This window comes from Amycolatopsis sp. NBC_00438 (assembly GCF_036026695.1).
GTDB lineage: Bacteria > Actinomycetota > Actinomycetes > Mycobacteriales > Pseudonocardiaceae > Amycolatopsis.
In genome coordinates, this window is the sequence record NZ_CP107923.1 from 7,707,285 (window position 1) to 7,729,008 (window position 21,724).

Annotated in this window: 19 protein-coding genes and 1 pseudogene; 12 read left to right on the forward strand and 8 right to left on the reverse strand. The window is 67.8% G+C overall.

Annotation, left to right across the window (positions count from 1 at the left end; genetic code table 11):
• Window positions 1–41: 41 nt before the first annotated feature.
• The 4 genes from OG494_RS34980 to lanKC all read right to left on the reverse strand — a co-directional run bounded on the left by OG494_RS34980 (window position 42) and on the right by lanKC (window position 6,931).
• Complete coding sequence (locus tag OG494_RS34980) at window positions 42–2,393, reverse strand: ABC transporter ATP-binding protein (RefSeq protein WP_328446057.1); 2,352 nt, start codon at window positions 2,391–2,393, stop codon at window positions 42–44.
• On the reverse strand, window positions 2,390–4,057 hold the full coding sequence (locus OG494_RS34985; RefSeq protein WP_328446058.1) for an ABC transporter ATP-binding protein: 1,668 nt from the start codon (window positions 4,055–4,057) through the stop codon (window positions 2,390–2,392). Before OG494_RS34985 ends, OG494_RS34980 begins: the two co-directional genes overlap by 4 nt.
• Before the next feature lie 128 nt (window positions 4,058–4,185).
• On the reverse strand, window positions 4,186–4,329 hold the full coding sequence (locus OG494_RS34990; RefSeq protein ID WP_155548626.1) for a SapB/AmfS family lanthipeptide: 144 nt from the start codon (window positions 4,327–4,329) through the stop codon (window positions 4,186–4,188).
• A 37-nt stretch (window positions 4,330–4,366) separates the two neighbouring features.
• Complete coding sequence (lanKC, locus tag OG494_RS34995; RefSeq protein WP_328446061.1) at window positions 4,367–6,931, reverse strand: class III lanthionine synthetase LanKC; 2,565 nt, start codon at window positions 6,929–6,931, stop codon at window positions 4,367–4,369.
• Between the two features lie 449 nt (window positions 6,932–7,380).
• On the opposite strand from lanKC, the gene OG494_RS35000 reads away from it, so the two are divergent.
• Complete coding sequence (locus OG494_RS35000; RefSeq protein ID WP_328446062.1) at window positions 7,381–7,746, forward strand: hypothetical protein; 366 nt, start codon at window positions 7,381–7,383, stop codon at window positions 7,744–7,746.
• 22 nt (window positions 7,747–7,768) lie between these two features.
• Complete coding sequence (locus tag OG494_RS35005; RefSeq protein WP_328459113.1) at window positions 7,769–8,140, forward strand: hypothetical protein; 372 nt, start codon at window positions 7,769–7,771, stop codon at window positions 8,138–8,140.
• Here OG494_RS35005 and OG494_RS35010 read toward each other — a convergent pair.
• Window positions 8,130–9,977, reverse strand: coding sequence for an ArnT family glycosyltransferase (locus OG494_RS35010; RefSeq protein ID WP_328446063.1), 1,848 nt, complete (start codon window positions 9,975–9,977; stop codon window positions 8,130–8,132). The two genes, OG494_RS35005 and OG494_RS35010, sit on opposite strands and share 11 nt — an antisense overlap.
• A gap of 261 nt (window positions 9,978–10,238) precedes the next feature.
• Here OG494_RS35010 and OG494_RS35015 point away from each other — a divergent pair, with 261 nt between their 5' ends.
• Window positions 10,239–10,934 (forward strand): S1 family peptidase, encoded by a 696-nt coding sequence (locus tag OG494_RS35015; RefSeq protein ID WP_328459114.1) that lies wholly within the window; start codon window positions 10,239–10,241, stop codon window positions 10,932–10,934.
• 1 nt (window position 10,935) lies between these two features.
• On the opposite strand, the gene OG494_RS35020 is transcribed toward OG494_RS35015, so the two are convergent.
• On the reverse strand, window positions 10,936–11,418 hold the full coding sequence (locus OG494_RS35020; RefSeq protein ID WP_328446064.1) for a SixA phosphatase family protein: 483 nt from the start codon (window positions 11,416–11,418) through the stop codon (window positions 10,936–10,938).
• Between the two features lie 975 nt (window positions 11,419–12,393).
• Between OG494_RS35020 and OG494_RS35025 the strand changes: the two genes are divergently transcribed.
• From OG494_RS35025 to OG494_RS35035, 3 genes are all read left to right on the forward strand, one after another.
• The gene (locus OG494_RS35025) at window positions 12,394–13,266 is read left to right on the forward strand and encodes a TIGR04255 family protein (RefSeq protein ID WP_328446065.1); all 873 of its coding nucleotides are present in this window, start codon (window positions 12,394–12,396) and stop codon (window positions 13,264–13,266) included.
• Entirely contained in the window at window positions 13,263–13,829 is a 567-nt protein-coding gene (locus OG494_RS35030) for a hypothetical protein (protein ID WP_328446066.1), read from the forward strand. Before OG494_RS35025 ends, OG494_RS35030 begins: the two co-directional genes overlap by 4 nt.
• 95 nt (window positions 13,830–13,924) lie before the next feature.
• Window positions 13,925–14,602, forward strand: coding sequence for a hypothetical protein (locus OG494_RS35035; RefSeq protein WP_328446068.1), 678 nt, complete (start codon window positions 13,925–13,927; stop codon window positions 14,600–14,602).
• A 15-nt stretch (window positions 14,603–14,617) separates the two neighbouring features.
• Here OG494_RS35035 and OG494_RS35040 read toward each other — a convergent pair whose 3' ends face one another.
• Window positions 14,618–15,283 (reverse strand): HAD family hydrolase, encoded by a 666-nt coding sequence (locus OG494_RS35040; RefSeq protein WP_328446070.1) that lies wholly within the window; start codon window positions 15,281–15,283, stop codon window positions 14,618–14,620.
• The gene (locus OG494_RS35045) at window positions 15,280–16,122 is read right to left on the reverse strand and encodes a GntR family transcriptional regulator (protein WP_328446072.1); all 843 of its coding nucleotides are present in this window, start codon (window positions 16,120–16,122) and stop codon (window positions 15,280–15,282) included. The genes OG494_RS35040 and OG494_RS35045 overlap by 4 nt, the downstream gene beginning before the upstream one ends.
• 191 nt (window positions 16,123–16,313) lie before the next feature.
• On the opposite strand from OG494_RS35045, the gene OG494_RS35050 reads away from it, so the two are divergent.
• From OG494_RS35050 to OG494_RS35075, 6 genes and pseudogenes are all read left to right on the forward strand, one after another.
• On the forward strand, window positions 16,314–16,787 hold the full coding sequence (locus OG494_RS35050) for a hypothetical protein (protein ID WP_328446074.1): 474 nt from the start codon (window positions 16,314–16,316) through the stop codon (window positions 16,785–16,787).
• Window positions 16,788–17,320: 533 nt separating this feature from the next.
• Entirely contained in the window at window positions 17,321–17,593 is a 273-nt protein-coding gene (locus OG494_RS35055) for a hypothetical protein (RefSeq protein WP_247059402.1), read from the forward strand.
• The gene (locus OG494_RS35060) at window positions 17,580–17,828 is read left to right on the forward strand and encodes an AMED_5909 family protein (protein ID WP_328446076.1); all 249 of its coding nucleotides are present in this window, start codon (window positions 17,580–17,582) and stop codon (window positions 17,826–17,828) included. Before OG494_RS35055 ends, OG494_RS35060 begins: the two co-directional genes overlap by 14 nt.
• Window positions 17,829–18,165: 337 nt before the next feature.
• Window positions 18,166–19,712, forward strand: a pseudogene (locus OG494_RS35065) (FtsK/SpoIIIE domain-containing protein).
• A complete protein-coding gene (locus OG494_RS35070; RefSeq protein WP_328446078.1) occupies window positions 19,709–20,095 on the forward strand; it encodes a hypothetical protein in 387 nt (128 codons plus the stop codon). The pseudogene OG494_RS35065 and the gene OG494_RS35070 overlap by 4 nt, the downstream one beginning before the upstream one ends.
• Window positions 20,095–21,720: a replication initiator gene (locus tag OG494_RS35075; RefSeq protein ID WP_328446080.1), complete on the forward strand. Its 1,626-nt coding sequence runs from the start codon at window positions 20,095–20,097 to the stop codon at window positions 21,718–21,720. The genes OG494_RS35070 and OG494_RS35075 overlap by 1 nt, the downstream gene beginning before the upstream one ends.
• Window positions 21,721–21,724 lie beyond the last annotated feature (4 nt).

The following is a 21,724-nucleotide window of genomic DNA, read 5'->3' on the forward strand; positions in this document are numbered from 1 at the left end:
GTGGACGGTAGTGAATATGTCCACAGTGGACGGGCGAGTGGTCATCTGGCCCGGACGGCACGCGGAACCGGCGAAGGCCGCCACGGAGGTGGCTCCGTGGCGGCGTCGACGGGCACGTCCGCGGCGGTGGTCCCGGGACGGACGGAAAGGTCACCCGAGACAACTGCCGGGGCGTCATCGGCAAGGTCACCCGAGAACGCGCCGCCGACGGGGCTGCTGACGGAGACGGCAATCTCGGAACTATCGGCGGCAGCAGCGGTCGCGGCAGCACAGGCAGCGGTCGTGGCAGCGGAACGGGCTGGACCACCATCGGCGTCGGCGGTCGCGGCACCACCGGCACCAGCAGCGGTGGCGGCAGCGCGCGTGGCAGCACCAACCGCTGAGCCACCGGCGGCAGCAGCGGTCGCGGTACCACCGGCGGCGGTCGTCGTGCCAGCGGCGGCGGCAGCAGCGGTCGCAGTACCACCGGCGGCGGTCGTGGTCGTGCCAGCGGCAGCGGCGGCAGCAGCAGTCGCAGTACCACCGGCGGCGGTCGTGGTCGTGCCAGCGGCAGGGGCTGAACCACCCCCGTCGGCGGCCGGAGCCGTCGCGGCGTCTCGGACCAGACCACCCGCGGCTGCTGCCGCGGACTCCGTGCCGGCGACCCCGCCCGCAGTTGCAGATCCAGCGCCTTCGGCGGCTGCTCCCCCAGCCACCGGCGTCGCCCAGGCCTGCATCAGCTCCGCGTAGCGCGCCGACCTCACCAGCAGGTCGGAGTGCCGGCCCACCGCGGTCTCGCGGCCGTCCATGACCAGGACACGGTCCGCGCGCAGCGCGGACGACAGCCGGTGCGCGATCACCACCAGCACACCACCCCGCGCGGCGAAGGCCCGCTCCGCGCGGGCTTCCGACACCGGGTCGAGATGGGAGGTGGCTTCATCGAGGATCACGAACCGCGCCGAACCGGCGTACACCCTGGCCAGCGCGAGCAACTGCGCTTCGCCTGCGGAGATGCCTTCGCCGCCGTGGCCGATCTCGGCGTCGAGACCGCCCAGCCGTCTCAGCAGCGCGCCCGCGCCCACCGCAGTCGCGGCGGCGGCGAGCGCGTCGTCCGAGGCTGACGGGGCGAACAGGGCGACGTTGTCGCGGACGGTTCCCGCGAAGACGTACGCCTCCTGCGGGATCAGCGCCACGAGCTCGTGGCGCTGGACCGCGGGCACGTCCCGGACCGGGACGCCACCGAGCAGCACCCGGCCGTCCTGCGGGGTGAGCATGCCGGTCAGCAAGCCGGCCAGTGTCGACTTGCCGATCCCGCTCGGGCCGACCACGGCGAGGTGCTCCCCCGGCCGCAGCCCCAGGTCCAGACCACGGACCACGGGTTCGGCCGTCGCGCCCCAGCCGAACGTCAGGGCGTGGACCCGGACGTCGGTGCCGCGCGGGGTCGCCGTGCCGTCCGGACGTTCCGGCAGTTCGGCCGTCTCCGCGAGCCGGCGGAGCGCGACCAGCAGGCGCAGCACGACGGTGCCGGCCGTCGCCGCCAGCCCGCGCAGCGCCGGTTGCATCGTCGTGGCCAGGTAGACCAGCGCGCCCAAGGCCGCGCCCGCGGTCAGCTCGCCGGTCGCGACCAGGCCGGGGGCCAGCCACAGGGCGAGCAGCAGCGGCAAGAACCCGCCGAGCGAGATCACCAGCGACCGGAGGGCACTCGACCGCGCGACCCGCACGGCGGCCGCGGCTTGGGCGTCGACCGCGTCGTACATCGCCAGCGCGGCGATCGGCTCGGCGCCGCACGCCACGACGTCGCGCATCCCGGCCAGGGACGCGCCGGCCGTCGCGGCCGTGTGCTCGTCGGCCAGGGCCAGTGCGCGCTGACGACGAGCCAGCGAAGGGAGGAGACAACCGAACACGACCAGGGAGGCGACCACCGGCACGGCGACCGGGAGCACCAGCGCGCCGGCGACGGTCACGAGCCCGGCGAGCGCCGAGGCCGTCGTCACCAGCATGGCGCGGGCCTGCACCAGCAGCCCGGCGGTCGCGTCGCGGACGACCTCGACGTGCTGGGTGATCCGGGCGACCCCGCTCGAATCGGGCTGGTTGCGCGGCGGGGACTCGTCGTGCAGCACGCCACGCACGACGGCCGTCACGAGTGCGTCGCGCAGGGGTTCCACGACCTTGCCGAGCTGGTGCCAGACCATCCGAGAACCGAACGCGCCCAGCACCGCGGCCAGCCCGAACAGCGCCAGCCAGCCGAGCCCGGTCCGCGGGTCGCCGACGGCGAAACCGCGGTCCACGGACAACTCGACCAACCGGCCCGAAAAGAAAGCAGGGAGCCCTTCGAGCACCGAACACACGAGCAGCACGACGCCGCCACGCCACTGCCCGGTGAGCGCGGACCAGTACAACCGGCGCAGGCTCACTCGTCGTCCTCCGTGAAGACCCCGCGGTATCCCGGCTCCCGCCAGAGGGCCGCGTGCGGGGCGACCGCGCGGATCCGGCCCTCTTCCAGCCAGGCCACGAGGTCCGCGCGGGCGGCGGTGCCGGCCCGGTGGGTCACGACGACGCGCGTCCGGCCGGGCAGCGCGCTCGCCAGCGCGCGCTCGACCGCGGCCTCGGTGACCGTGTCGAGGCTGGCCGTCGCGTCGTCGAAGATCAGCACGCGCGGCTGGTGCACGATCGCCCGGGCCAGCCCGAGGCGCTGGGCTTCGCCGCCCGACAACGGCGTCTCGGCCAGCGGGGTGCGGTAGCCGTCGGGCAGGCGGACGACGACCTCGTCGACCTGCGCGGTCTGACAGGCGGCGCGGATCGCGGACTCGCCCGCCCACGTGCCGTAGCCGACGGCGTCGGCGACCGTCGCGCCGAGCAGTGTGGGGCGTTCGAACGCGTAGCCGACCACCGCGCGCAGCTCCTCGGGGCGGATGCGCGCGAGGGGACGTCCGTCGAGCAGGACCTGTCCCCGGTCGGGCGTGACCAGCCCGCCGAGCACGCCGGCTAGCACGGACTTCCCCGCGCCCGAACGGCCGACGATCGCGAGGCACGTGCCGCCGCGGATGGTCAGGTCGACTTCGGCCAGGGCGCCTGTGACGCCGACGCGGCGCAGGTCCAGCCGGCCGACTCCGGGCCGCAGCGGGAGCATGCCGCGCTCGGGTTCGGGCTCGTCGAGGACCTCGGCGAGCCGTTCGGCGCACCCGCGCGCGCGGGACAGCATCGTGAGCAGCGGGATCTGGGTGACCAGGCCGAGGGCGAGCGCGACGTAGCCGAGCACCGCGACGACATCGCCGACGCTGAGCCGGCCGGCGAGCACGCCGAACCCGGCGGCGGCCAGCACGGCCAGCTCGACGGCCGGGGTGAGCAGGCCGGCGCGCCAGACCATCCGGGCCTGCGTGCGCCAGATGCCCATGCCCGCGAGGGTCAGCTTCGGGAGCGGGCGCAGCACGCGTTCGGCTTCACGGTCGGCGGTGCCGGACGCGGCGATCGTGCGAAGACCGGCGACGGCGTCGACCATCCGGGCTGCCAGCTCGCCGGAAACCTGTTGGTAGGCAAGGACATCGTCGGCGGTGTGCTTGAGGTGACTGCGGGCGAGCAGCAGCGCGAACGGGATGCTGCCGAGGAACACGAGCGCGAGGCGCCAGTCCAGCACCGCGAGCAACACCACGGCGCCGGACGAGATGACCAGCATCGAGCCGCACTGGACGATGATCGTGACGATGCCGCCGGCGCCGACGCAGTCGCCGGTGAGCCTGCTGATCGCGTCACCTTCGGCGAACTTCGACCGGGTGCCGAGCACGAAGAGCTTGTCGGAAAGCGTGCGACGCAACCACGCGGACGCCGTCGCGGTCACGCGGGTGGTCAGGATTCCGCCGATGACGTCCGCGGCGATCTCCGCGCCGCCGACGAGCAGCAGCCAGGAGACTTCGGGCCGGCTCGGACGGCCCGCGACCACGGCGTCCACCGCGGCCGCGAGGGCGCTGGGAAGGAGCAGCCCGGCCGCTGTGGCGACCAAAGCCGTGACGACGATGGCGGCGAGTCTCGGTCGATCGAGGCTGGCCACCCGGGCCAGCAGCCGATCGGCGGAGCCCCGCATCTCACTCCTTCGGACGATGTACCGCGAAGGCGGTACCGGGGCCACAATGAACGTGCGGGAGCGGCGCACTTGGCCTGTGCCGCTCCCGCACTGTTCACCTAGGCACTACTTGCGTGCGATCCGCCAGGTCAGTGGCAGGTCAGCAGCGAGAGGGTGCTGTTGGTGCAGGAGGCCAGCAGGCTCAGGTTCGACGGCGCGCCGCCACCGCCACCGTGACCACCGTTGAGCACCTCGGGGGTCTCCAGGGCCTGCAGCTCCAGAACGAGTTCCATGGTTTTCCTCTCGATTGTTCTTCGATTCCGCCGGTCCTCAGCGACCGGAGGTGTGGGGGGACGGCGTGCCGCCCAGGAAAGGCAGCACCTCCTTGCCGTCCAGGAGAGCGGCGAGCGTGAGGAGGATCCCCGCGCCGCCGGTGGTGACGTCCATCGACAACCGCAGCAGCTGGTTGCCGGGGAAGGCGAGCCCGCCGCGGAACGGCACCGCGTACCAGGCCAGCCGGGCCAGGTGCAGGTCGATCGCGTCGCGGACCCGCTGCTCGGGTTCGGCGCCCATGCCGAGCGCGACCGCGAGCCCGGACCGGCCGTAGAGCAGCCCGGGGTGGATGACGAACTCGCCGCGGCACGACTGGCGCAGCTCGGGCAGACTCTCGCAGGCGGCGGCCTCGGGCCGGTACCGCGCCAGCTGCTCGGCGACCAGGAGGATCCCCGCGCTGCCGATGCCGGCGTACGGGAGCGTCCGTGTGGCGCCGTCCCGGACCTGCAGTGACGCGTCGTCGGCGAGCACGCATTCTTCGAGGTCACGGCCGAGTGCCTGGTCGGCGAACGCCAGCCAGGCGGGCTCGCCGGTGCGCTCGAACAGCCGGATGAACAGCAGCGCCGGCCCGGACCAGCCGGACAGCAGGCCCGCACGGGCGAACTTCCCGGGCGGCGCCGCGGTTTCGAGCGCCTCGGCCAGCCGGACGGCGGTGGTGAGCGCCTGCCGGCCGAACTCGTTGTCCTGCCGGGCCGCGGCGAAGTGCAGCAGGGTCAGCCCGATGCCGGCCAGGCCGCCCTCGAGCGCGTGGTCGGTGGTCTGCTCGACGAGCCGCGCCGACGACGTCAGCAGCCGGCTCGCCTCGTCGTGGTGCCCGAGGTTCTCCAGCACGTAGGCGATGCCGTAGCTGCCGTCGTAGAACCCGGGCCGGGTCGGCGGGTCACGGTGGACCGACTCGATCAGCCAGCGCTCGTGCTCGGGGAACCGCCCGACGCCGGTGACGTCGAGGGTGTGCAGCACGCCCGCGGCACCGACGCCGAAGCAGGCGCCGCCGACCCGGAACTGCTCGATGTCACCGGGGAACAGCCGGTCCTGGCGCTCCGGTGTCGCGCTCGCGAGGATCGCCTCGGCGATCTGCTTGCGGACCAGCGGCCAGTCCGGTTTCTCCTGGTCGAGCTCGGTGTGGACCGGTGCCGGCTCCGTGGATTTCGCACGCGGAGCCAGCACCGCGACTGCGGCGTCGGCGTACCCCTCGGGCAGGCCGAACCGGCGTTCGACGAAGTCGGCGATGCCGCGCAGCTTCGCCGGCGCCAGCTCCAGCAGCGCGGACAGCGGCAGGAAGAGCCACAGCCGCAGCGCCGCGAGAGCGTGCTCGTCGATCTCGAAGCCGACCCGGTCGGCCGGCGCCCGGAAGCCCGGCGCGCCGAGCGCGGGCCGTTCGCCCGACTCGACGTCGGCGGCCATTTCGAAGTCGATCAGCGAAACGCGGCTCTCGTCGTCTTCGTCGATCAGGATGTTCAGCGCGTGCAGGTCACCGAAGACGAACCCGCGGGCGTGGATCGCCTCGACCGTCTCCTCGACCTTCGCCAGCACGGCCAGCGCGCGCTCGGCGTAGGCGGTGAGATCGGCTTCGGTGGTGTCACGCCTGGTCAGCGGGTAGTTGCGGGCCAGCCAGTTGCCGAGCGAGGTGCCGGGCATGTACTCCATGGCGAGGTAGTGGTGCTCCCAGACGGTGAACTGTTCGATGGCGCGGGGCACGCCGGGGATGCCGGTGAGCTTGTCGAGCACGTCGTGCTCGCGCCGCAGCCGTTCGACGGCGTCGACCTGGGCCCGGTCCAGGCCGGCGTGGGGCCGCGCCTCCTTGAGGACGACCTGGTCACCGCCCGCTTTCGGGTCGGCGAGGTAGACGCCGCCGCCGTTGGAGAAGTGCAGCGAACTCGTCACCCGGTAGGGGAACTGAGCCGGGTCGCCGGCCTTGCGGGCGGCGATACTGCTCTGCAAACAGGCCGGAATCTTCACCCAGTCGGGGACGGAGAACGTCGGTTCCCGTTTGTCGGGAACAAGCCTGCCGTCCGGCTTGCGGATCGCCAGGACGCGGTTGCCCTCGTGTTCGACCCACTGCTCGGCGAATCCGCCGTAGCGGACGTACAGGGGGCCGTCACCGTACCGCAAGTCGCTCAGGATATAGGCCCCGTGCTCGCCTTCGAGACGCACCGACAGATCGTCGAGCACCCGCTTGAGCTCGTCTTCATTCGCCGGATAAATCGTGATCAGTTTCCCGCTGCCGTCGCGGGGCGCGTATTTCGAGTTCCGGGCCAGCAGGATCAGCGGGGAGCGCAAGTGCTTGTAGGCGACCCGGTACTCCAGACAGTACTCGTGCACCTGCACGAGCACCCGCCGAGCGTTGCCCAGACCGGCGGAGACGTGGATTTTCCAGCCCTGGCCGGGGAGTTCACGGCCTTCGGGGTGCAGGACCCGCCACACGCCGCGCTGAGCAGTGAGCCAGCCGGCCTCCGGTACGGGCAGGGCCGAGGCGTACTCGTCGACCGACGCACCGATTTCCTGTTGTTCGTCGTAGAACAACGGGTCGGCGAAGCAAAAAGCTTCGTAGCGCAGGTCCATCGAAGATTGCCCCTCTGTGCGTTCCCCCGGTGCGGCATGGCTTCCGGGACGAGGAATATTCCCCCATGCCGAACGGGCCTACGCCAATCCGCCAACCCGGGGGTTCAACTGGGCTATCCGAGGTAGGCAAAAGAGACACTTACCAGGCGGTAGCCGAACCCAGCGTGATTTCCGCCAGGCAACCAACCACTCTGTCGGGGTGTAACACGAAGGTCTTTTCGTCATTCCCGCAGGTCCGAACAAGGCTCCCCGGGAATAACCCGGCGAATTGGCAGAATGCCATCAAGGACACCTCGTGATCAATTTTCCCGATATCGCGAGATCGGGTTGGTTGTCCGGTCCACTGTGGAGCACCCCGGCGTGGCCCGCGCCACGCCCGCGGCACTCGCCCGGCGGGCCGCCGGGTAGCCCGGAGTAAGTTGACGCCGGCGGACCGGAAGGAGGAACGGGTGATCTTCGGATTCGCCGTGACGGTCGCCGTGGCGGCCACGCTCGTCGCGCTCTGGAGCTTCGTCCAGTCGGCCCGCAACCGGGAGCCGGACAACGCGCTCCTGATCGCGCTCGCGGTCATCGAGGTGCTGCTGATCGTCCAGCTGGTGATCGGGATCGTGCTGCTCGCCGGCGGTGAGCGCCCCGGCAGCCTGGCGACGTTCCTCGCCTACCTGATCGGCTGCCTGGTCGTGCTGCCCGCCGGCGCGGCCTGGGCGCTGGCCGAGCGGAGCCGGTCGAGCACGGTCGTGCTCGGTATCGCCTGCCTGGCCATCCCGGTGATGGTGCTGCGACTGAACGAGGTGTGGAGTGGAGCAACAGCGTAGGACGGCCACCGGCCCCGGACGGGTGCTCGTCGCCGTGTACGCGATCTTCGCGCTGGCCGCGACGTCGCGGGCCGGCGTCCAGATCAGCACGAAGTTCCACGAAGCGCCGCTCGCGTACATCCTTTCGGCGTTCGCCGCGGTGGTCTACATCGTCGCGACGGTCGCGCTGGCCCGCCGCGGCGACGGCTGGTGGCGCGTGGCGTTGACCGCCTGCTCGATCGAGCTGCTGGGCGTGCTGACCATCGGCACGCTGAGCATCGTCGACGCGGCCGCGTTCCGGCACCCGACCGTCTGGTCGGTCTACGGCGAGGGGTATCTCTTCATCCCGCTGGTCCTGCCGGTCATCGGCCTGTACTGGCTGCGGAAGTCGGCCCCGGCGCGCGTCACTGCCTGACCGCGCAGTCGAACAGCACCCCGGCCGTCGCGGCGTCCGGCCCGATCCGGGCCGGCGGCACCGGGCGGCAGTGCTTCGCCTCCCAGCCGATCCGGCCGACCAGCTCACCCGCGTCGCCCACGACCTGTTCCGAACCACCGCCGCGCCCGATCTCGAGGTACACCCGCGGGAGCAGCACGAACCGCAGCTTCCCGGCCGTCACCCAGCTCGGCAGGTCTGCCGCGGCCGGCGCCGGGTCGAAGCCGAGGTAACCCCCGAGCGGCGCCACGCGGGCGTCGGTGTCGAGCAGGAACGGGTCCGCGCCGTACGTCCCACCCTCGACGGCGAGAGTGCTTCCCCGCACGTACGCGAGCACTTCGCGCTGCCCGGGACTCAGCTCGTACGCGCTGTCCATGAAGCGGACGTACGCGGCTTCGGCGCCTTCACCCGTGTTGACGCTGACGACTCTGTTCAACGCGGGCGTCGACGACGGCCCGGCGCTCGGATCGGCGGACTCCAGCACGCTGACCGGCCGCGCGGCGGTGTCGACGACGTAGGCCGCCGGCCCAGCGGCGATCGTGACCAGGCCTGTCACGACCACTATCCGGCTTCGCAGCAAGGCCGCGACGACCGTGAGCAGCGCCAGCGCGAGCACGGTGTACCGCAGCCACGGCAGCCACCCGGGCGTCCGGGCCAGGATGACGAACGCGAGCGCGGCCGTCGCGACGACCGCGGCGGGCAGCACGAACCGGGCGTCACGCCACCGCCAGGCCGTGACCAGGCCGGACGCCGCGAGCGCGGCGATCGCCGGCGCGAGTTCGGCGGTGTAGTAACCGTGGAAGATGCCGCCGGTGAACGAGAACACGGCGGCGCCCACGACCAGCCAGCCACCCCACAACGCCCAGCCCGCCTTGGCCTCCGGGGTCGCGCCGCGGGCCCGGCACACGGCGACCACCAGCGACCCGAGCGCGAGCGGCAGCAGCCAGGCGATCTGCCCGCCGACCTCGGCATCGAACAGCCGCAGCGGACCCGGGCCGCCGCCGAGCGCCGCACCGACCGTGGCGCCGTACCCGCCACCGACGCCGGTCGCCCCGCCGACCAGCCGCGTCACGCCGTTGTAGCCGAAGGCGAGCTGCCACACCGAGCCGTCCGTGGTGCTGCCGACGAACGGCTTCGCGCCCGGCCACAGGCTCACGACGACCGGCCAGGACAGCGACACGACCAGCGTCACCAGGCCCGCGAGGCCGAGCCGGAGCAACCGGCGGCCTTCACGCGCCCCGACGAAGTACGCCAGCGCGAGCCCGGGCAGCACGATCCACGCGGCGAGCATCTTCGTCAGGAAGCCGAGTCCGACGAACACGCCGGCCCACACCAGCCAGCGCGTCCCGTTCCCCTCGACCGAGCGCGTGACGCAGTACGCGGCGAGCAGCAGAAGGAGGACGAGCAACGTGTCGGGCAGGTTGTCGCGGTTGATCGCCGCGGTGATCGGCGTCAGCGCGAACAGAGCGGCGGCGAGCAACGCCGTCCCCGGCCCGGCCCAGCGTCGCACGACCCGGTGCAGCACGAACACCGCGGCGACGCCTTCGAGGGCCTGGACCAGCGCGATCGCCCAGGGGTGGAAGCCGAACACGGCCACGCCGAGCGTCTGCGTCCAGAACGCGAGCGGCGGTTTGTCGACCGAGACGACCCCGGCCGGGTCGAAGCCCGCGAAGAAGAACGCTTCGACGTTCCGGGACATCGAATGCACCGCGGCGGCGTAGTAGGGCTGCAGCGTCCGGCTGCCCAACGCCCAGCACCACAGCGTCGCCGCGACGACCAGCACCGCCCCCACCGCGACGCGCTCACTTCTCGCCGTCATGTCTCCCCCTCCGGTCCCTTTTGCACAAGGACGCTAGGGCGGCGCGGCGCCGGAGTCCTCAAGCCCGGGATTGATCCGGGATCTCCACCCGTGGGTTGAGCGCGGAAACAGTAGGTAGCCCGCCCCCGGAAATAAATAGGGGTTCGCCGGGCGACTTTCGGCGGTTCCGGAAATTCGTCCCGTAAACGGACAATCCTCACGTTCGGTCCCCACCGGCCTTTTCCGTGCGGCACCCCGCACCCATGAGGAGTGAGCGTGAAAATACGCTTCGGCAAATTCGTCCTGCTGGCCGCGAGTACGGCGTTGGCCGTGGTCGGCCTCGCCGGCCCCGCGACGGCGCAGACGTCGATCATCGGCGGCAGCAACGCTTCGAGCGGTCCCTGGGCGGCGCGGCTGTTCGTGAACGGCCAGCAGAACTGCACCGCGACGATCATCGCGCCGCAGTACATCCTGACCGCGAAACACTGCGTCAGCAGCGCCGGGACGTACACGTTCCGGATCGGCAGCCTGGACCAGACCACTGGCGGCACCACGGCCACCGGCTCCACGATCACGAGGAATCCGAGCGCCGACCTGGCGATCGTCCGCTTGACGACGTCGGTGAGCGCGACGTACTCCCCGCTCGGCGCCGTCGGCAACGTGGCGGTCGGCCAGAACGTCTCGGTCTACGGCTGGGGCGCGACCAGCCAGTGCGGCTCCGAGATCAACTGCCAGTCGCGGTACCTGAAGGTCGCCACGGTCCGGGTGAACTCGATCGGCTGCAGCGACTACGCGGGCGGCATCGCGGTGTGCGCGAACCGCGTCAACGGCATCACGGCCGGCGGCGACTCGGGCGGCCCGATGTTCGCCTCAGGCCGCCAGGTCGGCGTCGCGTCGACGAGCGACCGCTCGAACAACACCGCGTACACGAACGTCACGCGTTACCGCAGCTGGATTTCCTCGGTCGCCGGAGTCTGATTCAGGCGAAATCCCGCGGCCGGAAGAAAGCGGTCAGCTGGGCCCGCTCGAGACGGGCCCAGCTTTCCGTCACTGCGAATACCGCAACGGCACCGGTCGGAAACGCGTCGATCGCAGTTCTTCCGGCGAGCTGAAAAGTCACCTCGCTGACACTGGGCTCGTGCCCGACAAGCGCAAGCCTCGTGACGTCGTCCGCCGTCCGGCGCGCGATGTCCAGGTAGTCCCCGCCGTAGAGCTCATCATCGAACTCGACGAGCGGCTGTTGTTCGAACTCCCCGGAGACGAGCTGCCAGGTCTCCCGCGCCCGGCGGGCGGTGGAGCAGCGGACGCGCTCGGGCAGGTAGCCGTGTTCCTGCAGCCAGCGCCCGGCCTTGGGAGCGTCTTTGAGCCCCCGCGGCCCGAGCGGGCGTTCGTGATCGTCAACGCCGTCCGGCCAGGCCGACTTGGCGTGCCGGAGAACAAGAAGCAACCGGGTCTGGTCCACGTCACCACCGTCCCACGGATTCCGGCCGCACTCGACGGCTCACGTAGAGGTACCAGCTGCGGGCGGAGACCCCGAGCCGACCCACAGCCACGAAGTCCACACGCTGGAGAGCCGGTCGGCTCACGCGAAGCCTCCACGCAGACGCAACCGCACCCGCCGGCGACGGGGATGGCCGCCGACCAGGGAACTTGAGTGGGCCGCCTGGGGCTCGAACCCAGAACCTACGGAGAATAAGCCCAGGTCAGCGGCTAGTTCTCGTCATCTGTCGATACCAGTCTTTACCTGCATGAGCGTCCGCGCCAAACGATCATGCTCGGTCGCTGGTTCTCGTCGTTCTGTGTCGTTTCCCGGGGGAAAACCGGGGAGATGATCATGCTCTTTTCGAGGCTCTTGCTACCAGCTCGCGCGTACCCACTCTACCGCCCACAGCTCCCCCGCCATCCCGATACGAAGCCAGCACGCGGCCGGTGGCGTCGGGTCAAGGCACGCTTTCCAGCCTTGACGCGGCGTCACCGGCCGTTGTCACGATCAAGCTTCGGGATGGTGCTTACCGCCAGTCGGGCGTAACACACCAACCGTTGATGGCGACCCGGGGTGTACGACTGAAACAAGGGGAGGCCTGGCGTTGGTCGAATGGCAGAGACACGCAGCTGCGAGCGGCGCCACGAACCTGCCCCGAAGGGGCCCACGTCCCTCGGCCGGTCGGCGGAGCGGAGCGGAGCCGGCCGTGTCGAACCGGGGCGTGGGCACCAACGGATACGGCTGCGCAAGGTTGGTTCACGTGCCGCTGAGCGGCACGTGGCTTGATCCAATAGAGCTAAGTTCGGCAGCCACCGTCATACCTTGGCCAACAGACTCAGCGACGTGATCCAGATCACTACTTCTACCGTGTGAACCTGGACTCCCTAGCAAGTCCAACGGCGTTTTCGCTGGTCAGAGCCGGGCAAAGACTGTAGAGTTGGAGGTGGAAAGATAGTGGAAAGCACTGCTGCGACCGAGGGACCGAGGGCCAACATGTTCAACATTCCACCCCTCCGAAACTACAAGCTTCACAACCCGCCGCTAGTCCAAGCTCTTGCGCAGGTACGTTTTCCAGTCATTGCAAAGCTTGCCAGCTTAGAAGGTGTCGCAGGCCTACAGGACGCATTACGGGAGTTTTTCCCCTACATGGATGGCATCACCGAGAACGAGCTATCCGTAGACCTTGCCTCCGATAATGTCACTCGCGAAAAGACTACGAGTTGGCATTTTACCGACAACACTGGAACTTTGCTTTCGGTAAACACGAACAGCGCCACCCTTTCCATGGGAACGCAGTATCTCAGCGCTGAGTCTTTTATCAGCACGTTCGTCAGATCATTAACGATTATTCAAAAGGAACTCGCAATCCTTCGCTGCGACCGTGTTGGCGTTCGATTCCTCGACGTGGTGAATGACTCTGGTTCACCTGAAGCCAGCTGGAAGACCTGGTTTAAACCTGAAGTTGTGGGCTGGCCTGGCAGTGACCTCATCAAACCAGAGACACATGTAGCGTCTTCCATAACCCAGAGTCAGCTTGTTCACAAACCCATTGGCGATTTCGCAAATTTCGCATCCTCGGTAAATGCAGTCGTTCGCCACGGCGTAGCCGAATCGGGAGCCATAGTTCCCGGAATTCCGCCTTACCCGCTCCCCACTCGTTCATTCATTCTAGACCTGGATTTTTACGTAGCAAGCCAGCAGCCTTTCGATGTTAATGAAATCTCCGACCAAGTCCGCTCTCTACATTCTCATATCGACAGGTTTTTCCGCTGGACGTTGACCGAAGCTGGCGAAAAAGAGTTTCGACTTGAGGAGGTAGAGGCATGACTGGAAGTATCTTTACGACTTCCGGCACAGTCCGCCAAGCAATACTTCCAGTCGGCACCTGCCTGGTCGAAACCGGAAGATCTGTATACACATCAACCGAACAGACCTTCTCCGACTGGCTGCGACCAGTTCATGAGCACTATCAAATTTCCGGCAGCGAATCGGTGGCCGAGATGCTAAATGAGATCATTGTCTTGACAGGCTGGTCTCATCGACGTGTCGCATCTCTCTTCGGAACTTCACATCCAACTATCGCATCCGTACTTCGCGGCCACGCTCCAAATCGCGTCTCCGGTCTTGAGGATGCCATTTCCGATACGTTCGATCTCGTTCGAAAACTCGCAGAGATCTGCGGCAGAGATAAGGATTGGTTGAGCAAGATCCTTCTAGTGAAAGGCGAAGAAGGATATTCACCGCTTGACCTTATCAACTCCGGCGATCACGCTGGAGCATATCTTACCGCGCTTGACTTCTTACGCCCGCAGCAAGCGGAAGAATCTTTGGTAGTTTCGGACATGAAGAGAGTTCCGCACCTAGAGACAGAGCCCTTGGCGGATGAATGATGAGTGGCGAAAATCTATACGAGAAGGGATGGCGACAGGGAGCCGTCATCCAAAGCTCATTACCGTACCTTTCTGTTCGGATAAATAATAGTGAAATGCAGTCAGAAAAATGCGTCCATGACACTTGGGTCGTCGTAACGCAGGACTGCAACCTAAACCGTTCGAAGCCAACCAATAACAGCCCCATAGTCGAGTTGCGGCAGGTTCACGGCGACACACCGCCTACGTCATGGGGAATCCACGCTCGAAAATTTCTTCTGGACGCGGACCGCGGCCACTACATCGTGGACGACAAGCCCTCCCTCTTCGTATCGCCCAAGTATCTAAACTCCCTGGACGACTCAGTTCTGATTTACAAGCTTCCACCCGACCGAGTCATGGCACTCAAGACCTGGCTCGGCAATAGGTACGACCGACCTGCCGTGCCAACAGAATATGTCGATCTCGCTAAGGCGATCTCAGAGGCGGTGAGAGAGGAGGGCAGGTCGGACGTTGGTCGTTCTGTGCGCGACGTCTACATGACTTTCTCAGAAACCGAATCCGGCCTTTCATACTCTTTATATGCGGTCATGGTCGACGAAGCTGATCCTAAGATCGTGCGACGCTGGTTAGCGAGTGCCGCCCTGGAGGTCTCCTCAAACCTAGGCGTGGCAGTCCGCATCGAAGCGTTGTACTCGAGGCAGGTATCGCTGGAACTGATTGAAAACTCCTATTGCGCCGACCTCAGCCAGCTAACATGGGACAATGAAGGCGAAATTGACGGCGCGACGTAACCTAAAGACCCAATACTAAGAATTGGCGACTAGACCAGCCATGGTTGAGGTGACAGCGTCAGCCTCAGCAAGAAGCGCAGACTTTCCCACCTTGTTGGCAAACCCGATGGATCGAACTCCCGCCGCCTCGGCAGCTTCGACGTCAGACAGTGAGTCTCCAATGAATACGCATTCATTGGGCGTGACGTCGAGATCATTGATCGCCTGAACCAGAAGATGAGGGTTCGGCTTGAGCAATGCAGTATCTGGACCAGTTCGACCAGAGACCACATCAATCGCCGCACGGATGTCGTAGAGGTCGAGGTACGCGTTAATCGCCGACGTGCTGTTGTTACTGACAATTGCGATTTTCCTACCAGATGCGTGCCATGTACGAATGAGGCCGTGCGCTCCCTCCGTCGGCATCGCACTGGGGATCGCTTCGACTTCGTGAGCGGCAAAGGCGACTTCGACGTAGCGAGCCTCATCGCTGCCGACCGTGGCCGCGTAGTGCAGGACATCGAACGGGTCAGCGCTTGTCGCGACAGAGCCGGGCAGGTTCGCATGACCGCCCTCGGCAAGTACCTGCCTTAGTTGCTCGGCAACAACCGACGCCGGGAAGCCCGCAAAGACCGCACATACTGGACCGTCGAAGTCGAGCAGCAGCGTGCCTGCTTGAGCGATGACCTCAGCCGGCCTCACCGTTGATAGTCCTTGGCGACGCTGTTCCAGAGGCTTTCGAACCATTCCCTGGCCTGCTCGACGTACTGCGATCCGGTCGAAGTGTCGTCGTCGTTGATCGAGTGGTGGAAGAGGATCGCGTCCTTGCCCATGAGGTCGTATATCGCCTGGGTCTCGCCGCCAAAGTTGATGACGTGCTCGCGGACCGGGTAGAAGCCGAAGAAGGTCTCTTCGTTGTTGATCAGGTAGAGCTTGAACATCGGTGGTGCCGGGTGCACGCGGACCTGCGCGGTGGCTTTGTTGACCAGGCCCATCTCGGCGAGTTCGGTCACTGAGTCGACGATGGCCAGGGTGTGACGTCGCATGATCTCTTCGGCGCGCTTGCGGAACAGCGGGCTGTCGGCGTGCTCGTCGACCGTGACTGGGAGGGACCACGGCTGCGTTGGGTCTGGGACCAGCAGTCGGACGGTGATCGACTCTGGTCGTAGCCGGCCAATTCGGATCTTGTCCAGCGGTTCGGTGATGACGCCGTGGAGGGTCTCGCCGGAGAAGCCAGCGAAGTCGATTGTGACATCCTCGACCTCGAAGGCGCGTTCAATGTGCGGTCGGAGTCCCACGGGGCGTTCGGTGCGCTCTCGAACGAAGACTCCGCTGCCCTGGCGCGACACGATCAGGCCCTCGTCGCGGAGTTCACGGATGGCATTTTGCACGGTCATCGGCGCGACGTTGTACGTCTTCGCCAGCTCGTTTCGTGACGGCAGCTTGTCGCCCGGCGTGAACTTCCTGGTCAGGATCGCCGCGCGTAGTGCGTTCGCCACCTGCACATAAGGCGGCCTCGGGTCGTCCGGGTCGAGTGCCATCGATACCGCCTTCCTTGACTGGTGGTCCAGCTACGCGTCAAGTTTCGCGGACTGGGTGCAATCTTGTCTAGGCGACCTAGCGGTCTAGGCCGATTTCGACTTGCTTGACTTGGCTAGTCAACCTAGCTAACCTGATCAAGTCAGCCAAGCACGGCAGCGCCGAGTGAGGCGCCTGACCAGGAGGTACCGACGTGGCAGTAGCACGTGGAACGCGTTTCGAGATCGAGCACGACGTCGTGTTCCCGGCCGGAGCGGCGATCGTGGGTCCGGTCACGCCGGACATGGAGTACGTCTCCAACGAGGACAAGGCCCGGGGCAAGCAGCCCAAGCAGAAGATCGACGAGCAGACCGGCCTGCCCCAGTGGAAGGTCACCGTGACCGACCCGTCTGCGGAGAAGGACCGCGACAAGTCGGCCACGGTCACCCTGCTCGACCGGGTCCAGCCCGTTCCGCCTCCGGCGGCGATGCAAGGGTTCGACTTCCGGCCCGTCGTGTTCGAGGGTCTGATGGTCGAGGCCCGGGTGATGGGCGAGAAGTTCAAGTACCAGGGCTGGGTGCTGCGGGCTACCGGTATGCGTGAGCCGGGGCGGGGCGCTGGCTCGAAGCAGGCTGCTGCGAAGACGCCGGCCGGTGAGGGCTCGGGCAGTCAGCAGAAGGCAGCGTGATGGCGGGGCGGCCGTCGCGTGAGGCGGTCGCTCGGTGGAACGAGGCATACGCGGAGCAGACGTCCGCACTGTTCGCCGCGATGAGGTCAACTTCGGACGACCTGGCAGCAGTGCGGCGTCTTGCTCTCGCCTACCACGCCGTGGCGGTCGCCTGGCGTGCCTTGTCCGCCGATCTGGCTGCACCGCTCTGGGCGCGTCACGCGTCGGCGGTGGCTGCCGAGGAGTTCATGAGGCGGGCACACCTGGAGTTCGGCCGCGCCGATTCGGATCGTCGACCAGGGGAGATGCCATGACTCGGTGGGAGCTGGTGCGAGCCTGGGAGCTGGCCTACGCCCGATACCCGACCGCGTCGGATGCCGAGTTGTCGTCGGTGTCGCGGGCGGTCGCCGCAGCGTGGCGTCACCTTGCGGCCGAGTTCGAGCTTCCCGCGTGGGCGCACGCGGCGGTCATTTCCGCGGCTCAGGCGTTCGAGATCCAGGCCGACAAGTGGGACACCCGCGTCGACGGGTACGGCATTCGAGATGAGGTAGGGCATGTCGACCGGATGGGACGGGTTCGGCGTGACGTGGGTCGTCGGACCGCAGGCGGAACTCACGGTCGAGGAGACTGGTTCGGAACCGACGCACCCACCGATGCTGGTGCTCGAAGGAGCGCCGTGCGTGGTGATGCTCCGGCCGCCGGACGACCCGGCGATGTGGCCGGCGTGCGTGACGTTCCTTCGCCAGCTCCGCGACGGCGCGGAGGACCTGGCGGCGCTCCTCGAAACCCGCATGACGGCCCGGCGGGTGCGTGATGAACAAGCGTAAGGAGCCGCGCACCCTCGGGGACGCGCACGAGATCGCGATGGAACTCCGGCCCGCGCCCAAGGCGAATCCGTCGGCATGGCTGGCCTTTCGGCAGGCCAACGCACGGATGTACGAGACGGTCGCCGACGTCGACCGGGGGCATCACCACGAGGCGCTGTACTGGGCGGACTTCGAACGACGCAAGGCGGCGGAGGTGTCGGCGGCGATCCAGGCCGCGAAGTCCAAGACAGAATAGTCCTGTGTAGAGACACAGTAAGTCAATCACTGCAACAAAAACCGTGCGCTATGACGTGCGGCGCTGAAACGCGTCCTCTTCCGGTGACGCGGAACCGTAAGGCGCAGAAGCGGAAACTCGGCTACCAACCATGCCGCTCCTGCGCTGTCCACAACCGCGAGGTGTGAACAATGCAGACGCTAGACGATGACAAGCAACCATCGCCAGTGGGGGTCACCCGCTCGCGATGCTCCGACTGCAAACGCTTTGCTCGGCTGCTGCCCGGCGAAATCAAGTGCGCCCCGTGTCTGGGTGCGTTGCCGCTGGATCTCTCGGCGGTGCTGGGTGGTGGTCGGCGATGAGCTCCCCCGGAATGCTCGTGATCGCCCTGGCCGGCCTCGGCCTCGGCGTGTGGGTCCTGGCCAAGATCGGGCGCGCGCTGGCATCGATGGCTGACCTTCTGACCGCCATGGTGGTCGTGTTCGTCGGCCTGTGGTGGGCGTGCAAGGTCGTGTTCTGGCTGTTCTCGCAGGTCGTGATCCACTGGCGCACCTCGTTGACTGTTGTCGCGGTCTACTTGTGGTGCGTCTGGGTCGGCTGGGTCTGGCTCGTAATTAATCTCGTCGGCCTGACCCTGATCCTGGGTGTGTGGCGGCTGCTCGACGTCACCTCGTTCGACCAGTGGTGCGGCCGGCCCTTGCGGTCGTGGTGGCTGCGCTGGGCCGTCTATCACCTCAAGCTGCCGGGCTGGCTGCACGCCTGCGGCCTCAGCGTCCGGGACGCGGCGCTGCCGGTCGAGGTGACCGTGAACCTGGTCGGTCGTCGGAAGGCGTCGCGGGCGACGGCTCGGCAGTCCGGGGTGCAGGTGCCTAAGGTTCTCGGCGTTCGCTCCGGCCCGTCCTGGGATGAGGTCCGGGTGCAGCTCGTGCCCGGCCAGAAGCCCGAGGACTTCGACGAGGCGGCCCGTGCTCTGGCTTCGGCGCGGAACGTCGCGAGGTGTCAGGTGCGGGAGCTGAAGCCGAACGTGGTCTCCGTCGACTTCCAACGCCGCGACCAGCTGGCCGCCCTCGTGCACTCCCCCGCGCTCCCGGAGGGGCAATCCGCGGTGGACCTGCGCAAAGTCTGGGCCGGTCGGACCGAGTACGGGCACAACTGGCGAGTGCCGTTGCTCGGCTCCGGCGCGCACTGCCTGACCGCTGGTGCCTCGGGTGCGGGGAAGAACTCGGTGATGTGGTGCCCGCTCGTCGCGGCGGCCCCGGCGATCCGCTCGGGTGTGATCCGCATGTCCGGTATCGATCCGAAGGGGATGGAGCTGGCATACGGGCGTGGGATCTTCTCCCGGTACGCAGTGTCCGGGAAGGACGCGCTCGAGGTGCTTGACGGCCGGTCGAGGAGATGGAATCCCGGAAACGGGAGTTCGCCGGCCGCGTCCGCACCATCCCGCTCTCGACCGAGTACCCGCTTGAGCTGCTGGAGTTCGACGAGATCGGGGCCCTGACCAAGTACACCGACCGCAAGACCCGCGAGCAGATCGTCGAACGGGTGGCGCTGTTGAACACGCAGGGGCGGGCACTGAACATCTCCGTGCGCGGCTACGTCCAGGAGCCGACCAAGGACACCGTCCCCGTGCGGGAGCTGTTCACTCGCCGGGTGTGCCTGCGGGTGACCTCGAAGACGCATGTCGGCATGGTCCTCGGCGACGGCGCGTACGAACGCGGCGCGTGGGCCAACCGCATCGGCGACTCCGAAGCCGGTGTCGGGTTCGTGTGGGGCGAAGGCATCCGCGAACCCCTGCGTATCCGCGCGGGCTGGGTCTCCGACGAGACGGTCAAGGCGCTGGAGCAATACGTCACCAACGGCGGCGTGACCCGCCCTGTGCTTGGTGGCGAGGGGGTGGCGGCGTGAACCGGCTGATGGTCTTCCTCGACACCATCCGAGACCACCTCGACCTCCACCAGCTCCCGCCGGTGGCAACGGTGACCGTGCGGACCTGGTCGGACCCGCTCACAGTCCAGCTCGATGCCCACCGGCTGCCCGACGTCGCCGGGGCCTTGCTGACCTGGGCCAACACGCTCGACGGCGTGGCCGCACAGCTGTGGCGGACCCGTGACGGCCGTTCAGTGCACCTGTCGGTCACTGGCCGGACGCCGTGCGGGATTCCGGTTCTGGTCTACGGCGGCGTCTCGCACGACCCGGCGATGTTCCCGGACCTGCCCGCCGGTGAGCGGCAGGACATGCCCTTGTTCCAGCTTCGGCAATGGTCCCGCCCCGGGGAGGTGGCTGCCTGATGACGGAAGAACAGACCCCGGCGGCCGGGACGCGGGCTGAACGGATGCGGACACCGCTCGCCGCTGACGTCATTCGCGCGACGGCGGAGAAACACGGCGTCTGCGTCCGGCCGTTCACGATGGAAGTCGGCGACACCACGACCGGCGAACTCCGCTACGTTCCGGTTCCCTGCGGCTCCACAGTGGAATCGGTGTGCCTGCCCTGTGCTCGGAAGGCAAAGGCGCTTCGGCAGGCCCAGTGCCGTGAGGGCTGGCACATGACCGAAGAGCCCGTCCTCGCCGCCGAGCCGCCCTCGGAGGATCACAAGGAGCTGTTGACCTACCGCGCCGACCTCGTCGCGGCCTATCGGGAGGTCGGCGAACACGACCAGGCGGAGGCCGAGGAGCTGCGGGAGGAGGTCGCCGGAGTCGATGCGGAACTTCGGCAACTCGGGATGCGGGGCCGGCTGCCCGCTCTCGACGTGCCGACCAAGCGGACGGTGAAGCGGTCGACCAAGCGGAGGCAGGATGCGCCGAACCTGCCTCGACAGAAGGTCGCGAAGACCACCGTCGGGCGGGAGTACGCGGGCAAGTTCCGGCCGTCCATGTTCGTCACGCTGACCTGCGACACCTACGGCCCGGTCCGTGATGGGGCACCGGTCGACCCGGCCCGGTACGACTACCGGCGGGCGGCCCGGGACGCGGTGCACTTCTCGGCGTTGGCGGATCGGTGGTGGCAGAACCTGCGGCGCGTCGTGGGTTGGGATGCGCAGTATTTCGCGACCGTCGAGCCGCAGAAGCGGACTGCTCCGCACCTGCATGCGGCGATCCGTGGTGCGATCCCACACGACGTCATCCGGCAGGTCACCGAGGCCACGTATCACCAGGTGTGGTGGCCCAACCACGACCAGGTCGTCTACGTGGATCGGCTCCCGGTTTGGGATGGCGGCACTCGGATGTTCCTCGACCCGGACACCCGTACGCCGCTGACCGCCTGGGATGACGCCGTGGAAGCGGTCGAGGACCCGGCGCACGTGGTGACGTTCGGGCGGCAGGTGCATTCGAAAGGCATCCTCGGCGGGACGGAGGAGGCCGGCCGCCATATCGGCTACCTGACCAAGTACCTGACCAAGTCCACCGGCGAGGTTGTGGAGGCGGATACGGCGCGGCTGCGGGATCACCACGACCGGCTGCACGCCGAGCTATCGGTGACGCCGTGCTCGCCTCGGTGCGCGGTCTGGCTGCTCTACGGGATCCAGCCCAAGGGCGCGGGCAGCAAGACCACGCCGGGGCACTGCAAGGGACGGGCTCACCGGCGGACCACGCTCGGGCTGCCGGGGCGTCGGGTGCTGGTGTCGCGCAAGTGGTCGGGCAAGACCCTCGACGACCACAAAGCCGACCGCAAGGCGTTCGTCACGCAGGCCCTAGCGGCGATCGGGATCGAGAAGCCACAACCGGACCCCGCCCGGCTGGTCTGGCGGAAGGTCGAGCCGGGAGACCCGCAGGTTCCGCCTCGGCCGCACCTGGTTATGCGCGCGATCGCAGAGCGGATCACGTGGAAGGCCGAGTACGACCGGGCGTTACTCGCTGCCGCCGGACCGCCAGGGGACGGTCCGGAAACTTCGGCAACTCAGCTCGCGGCTTGATTTG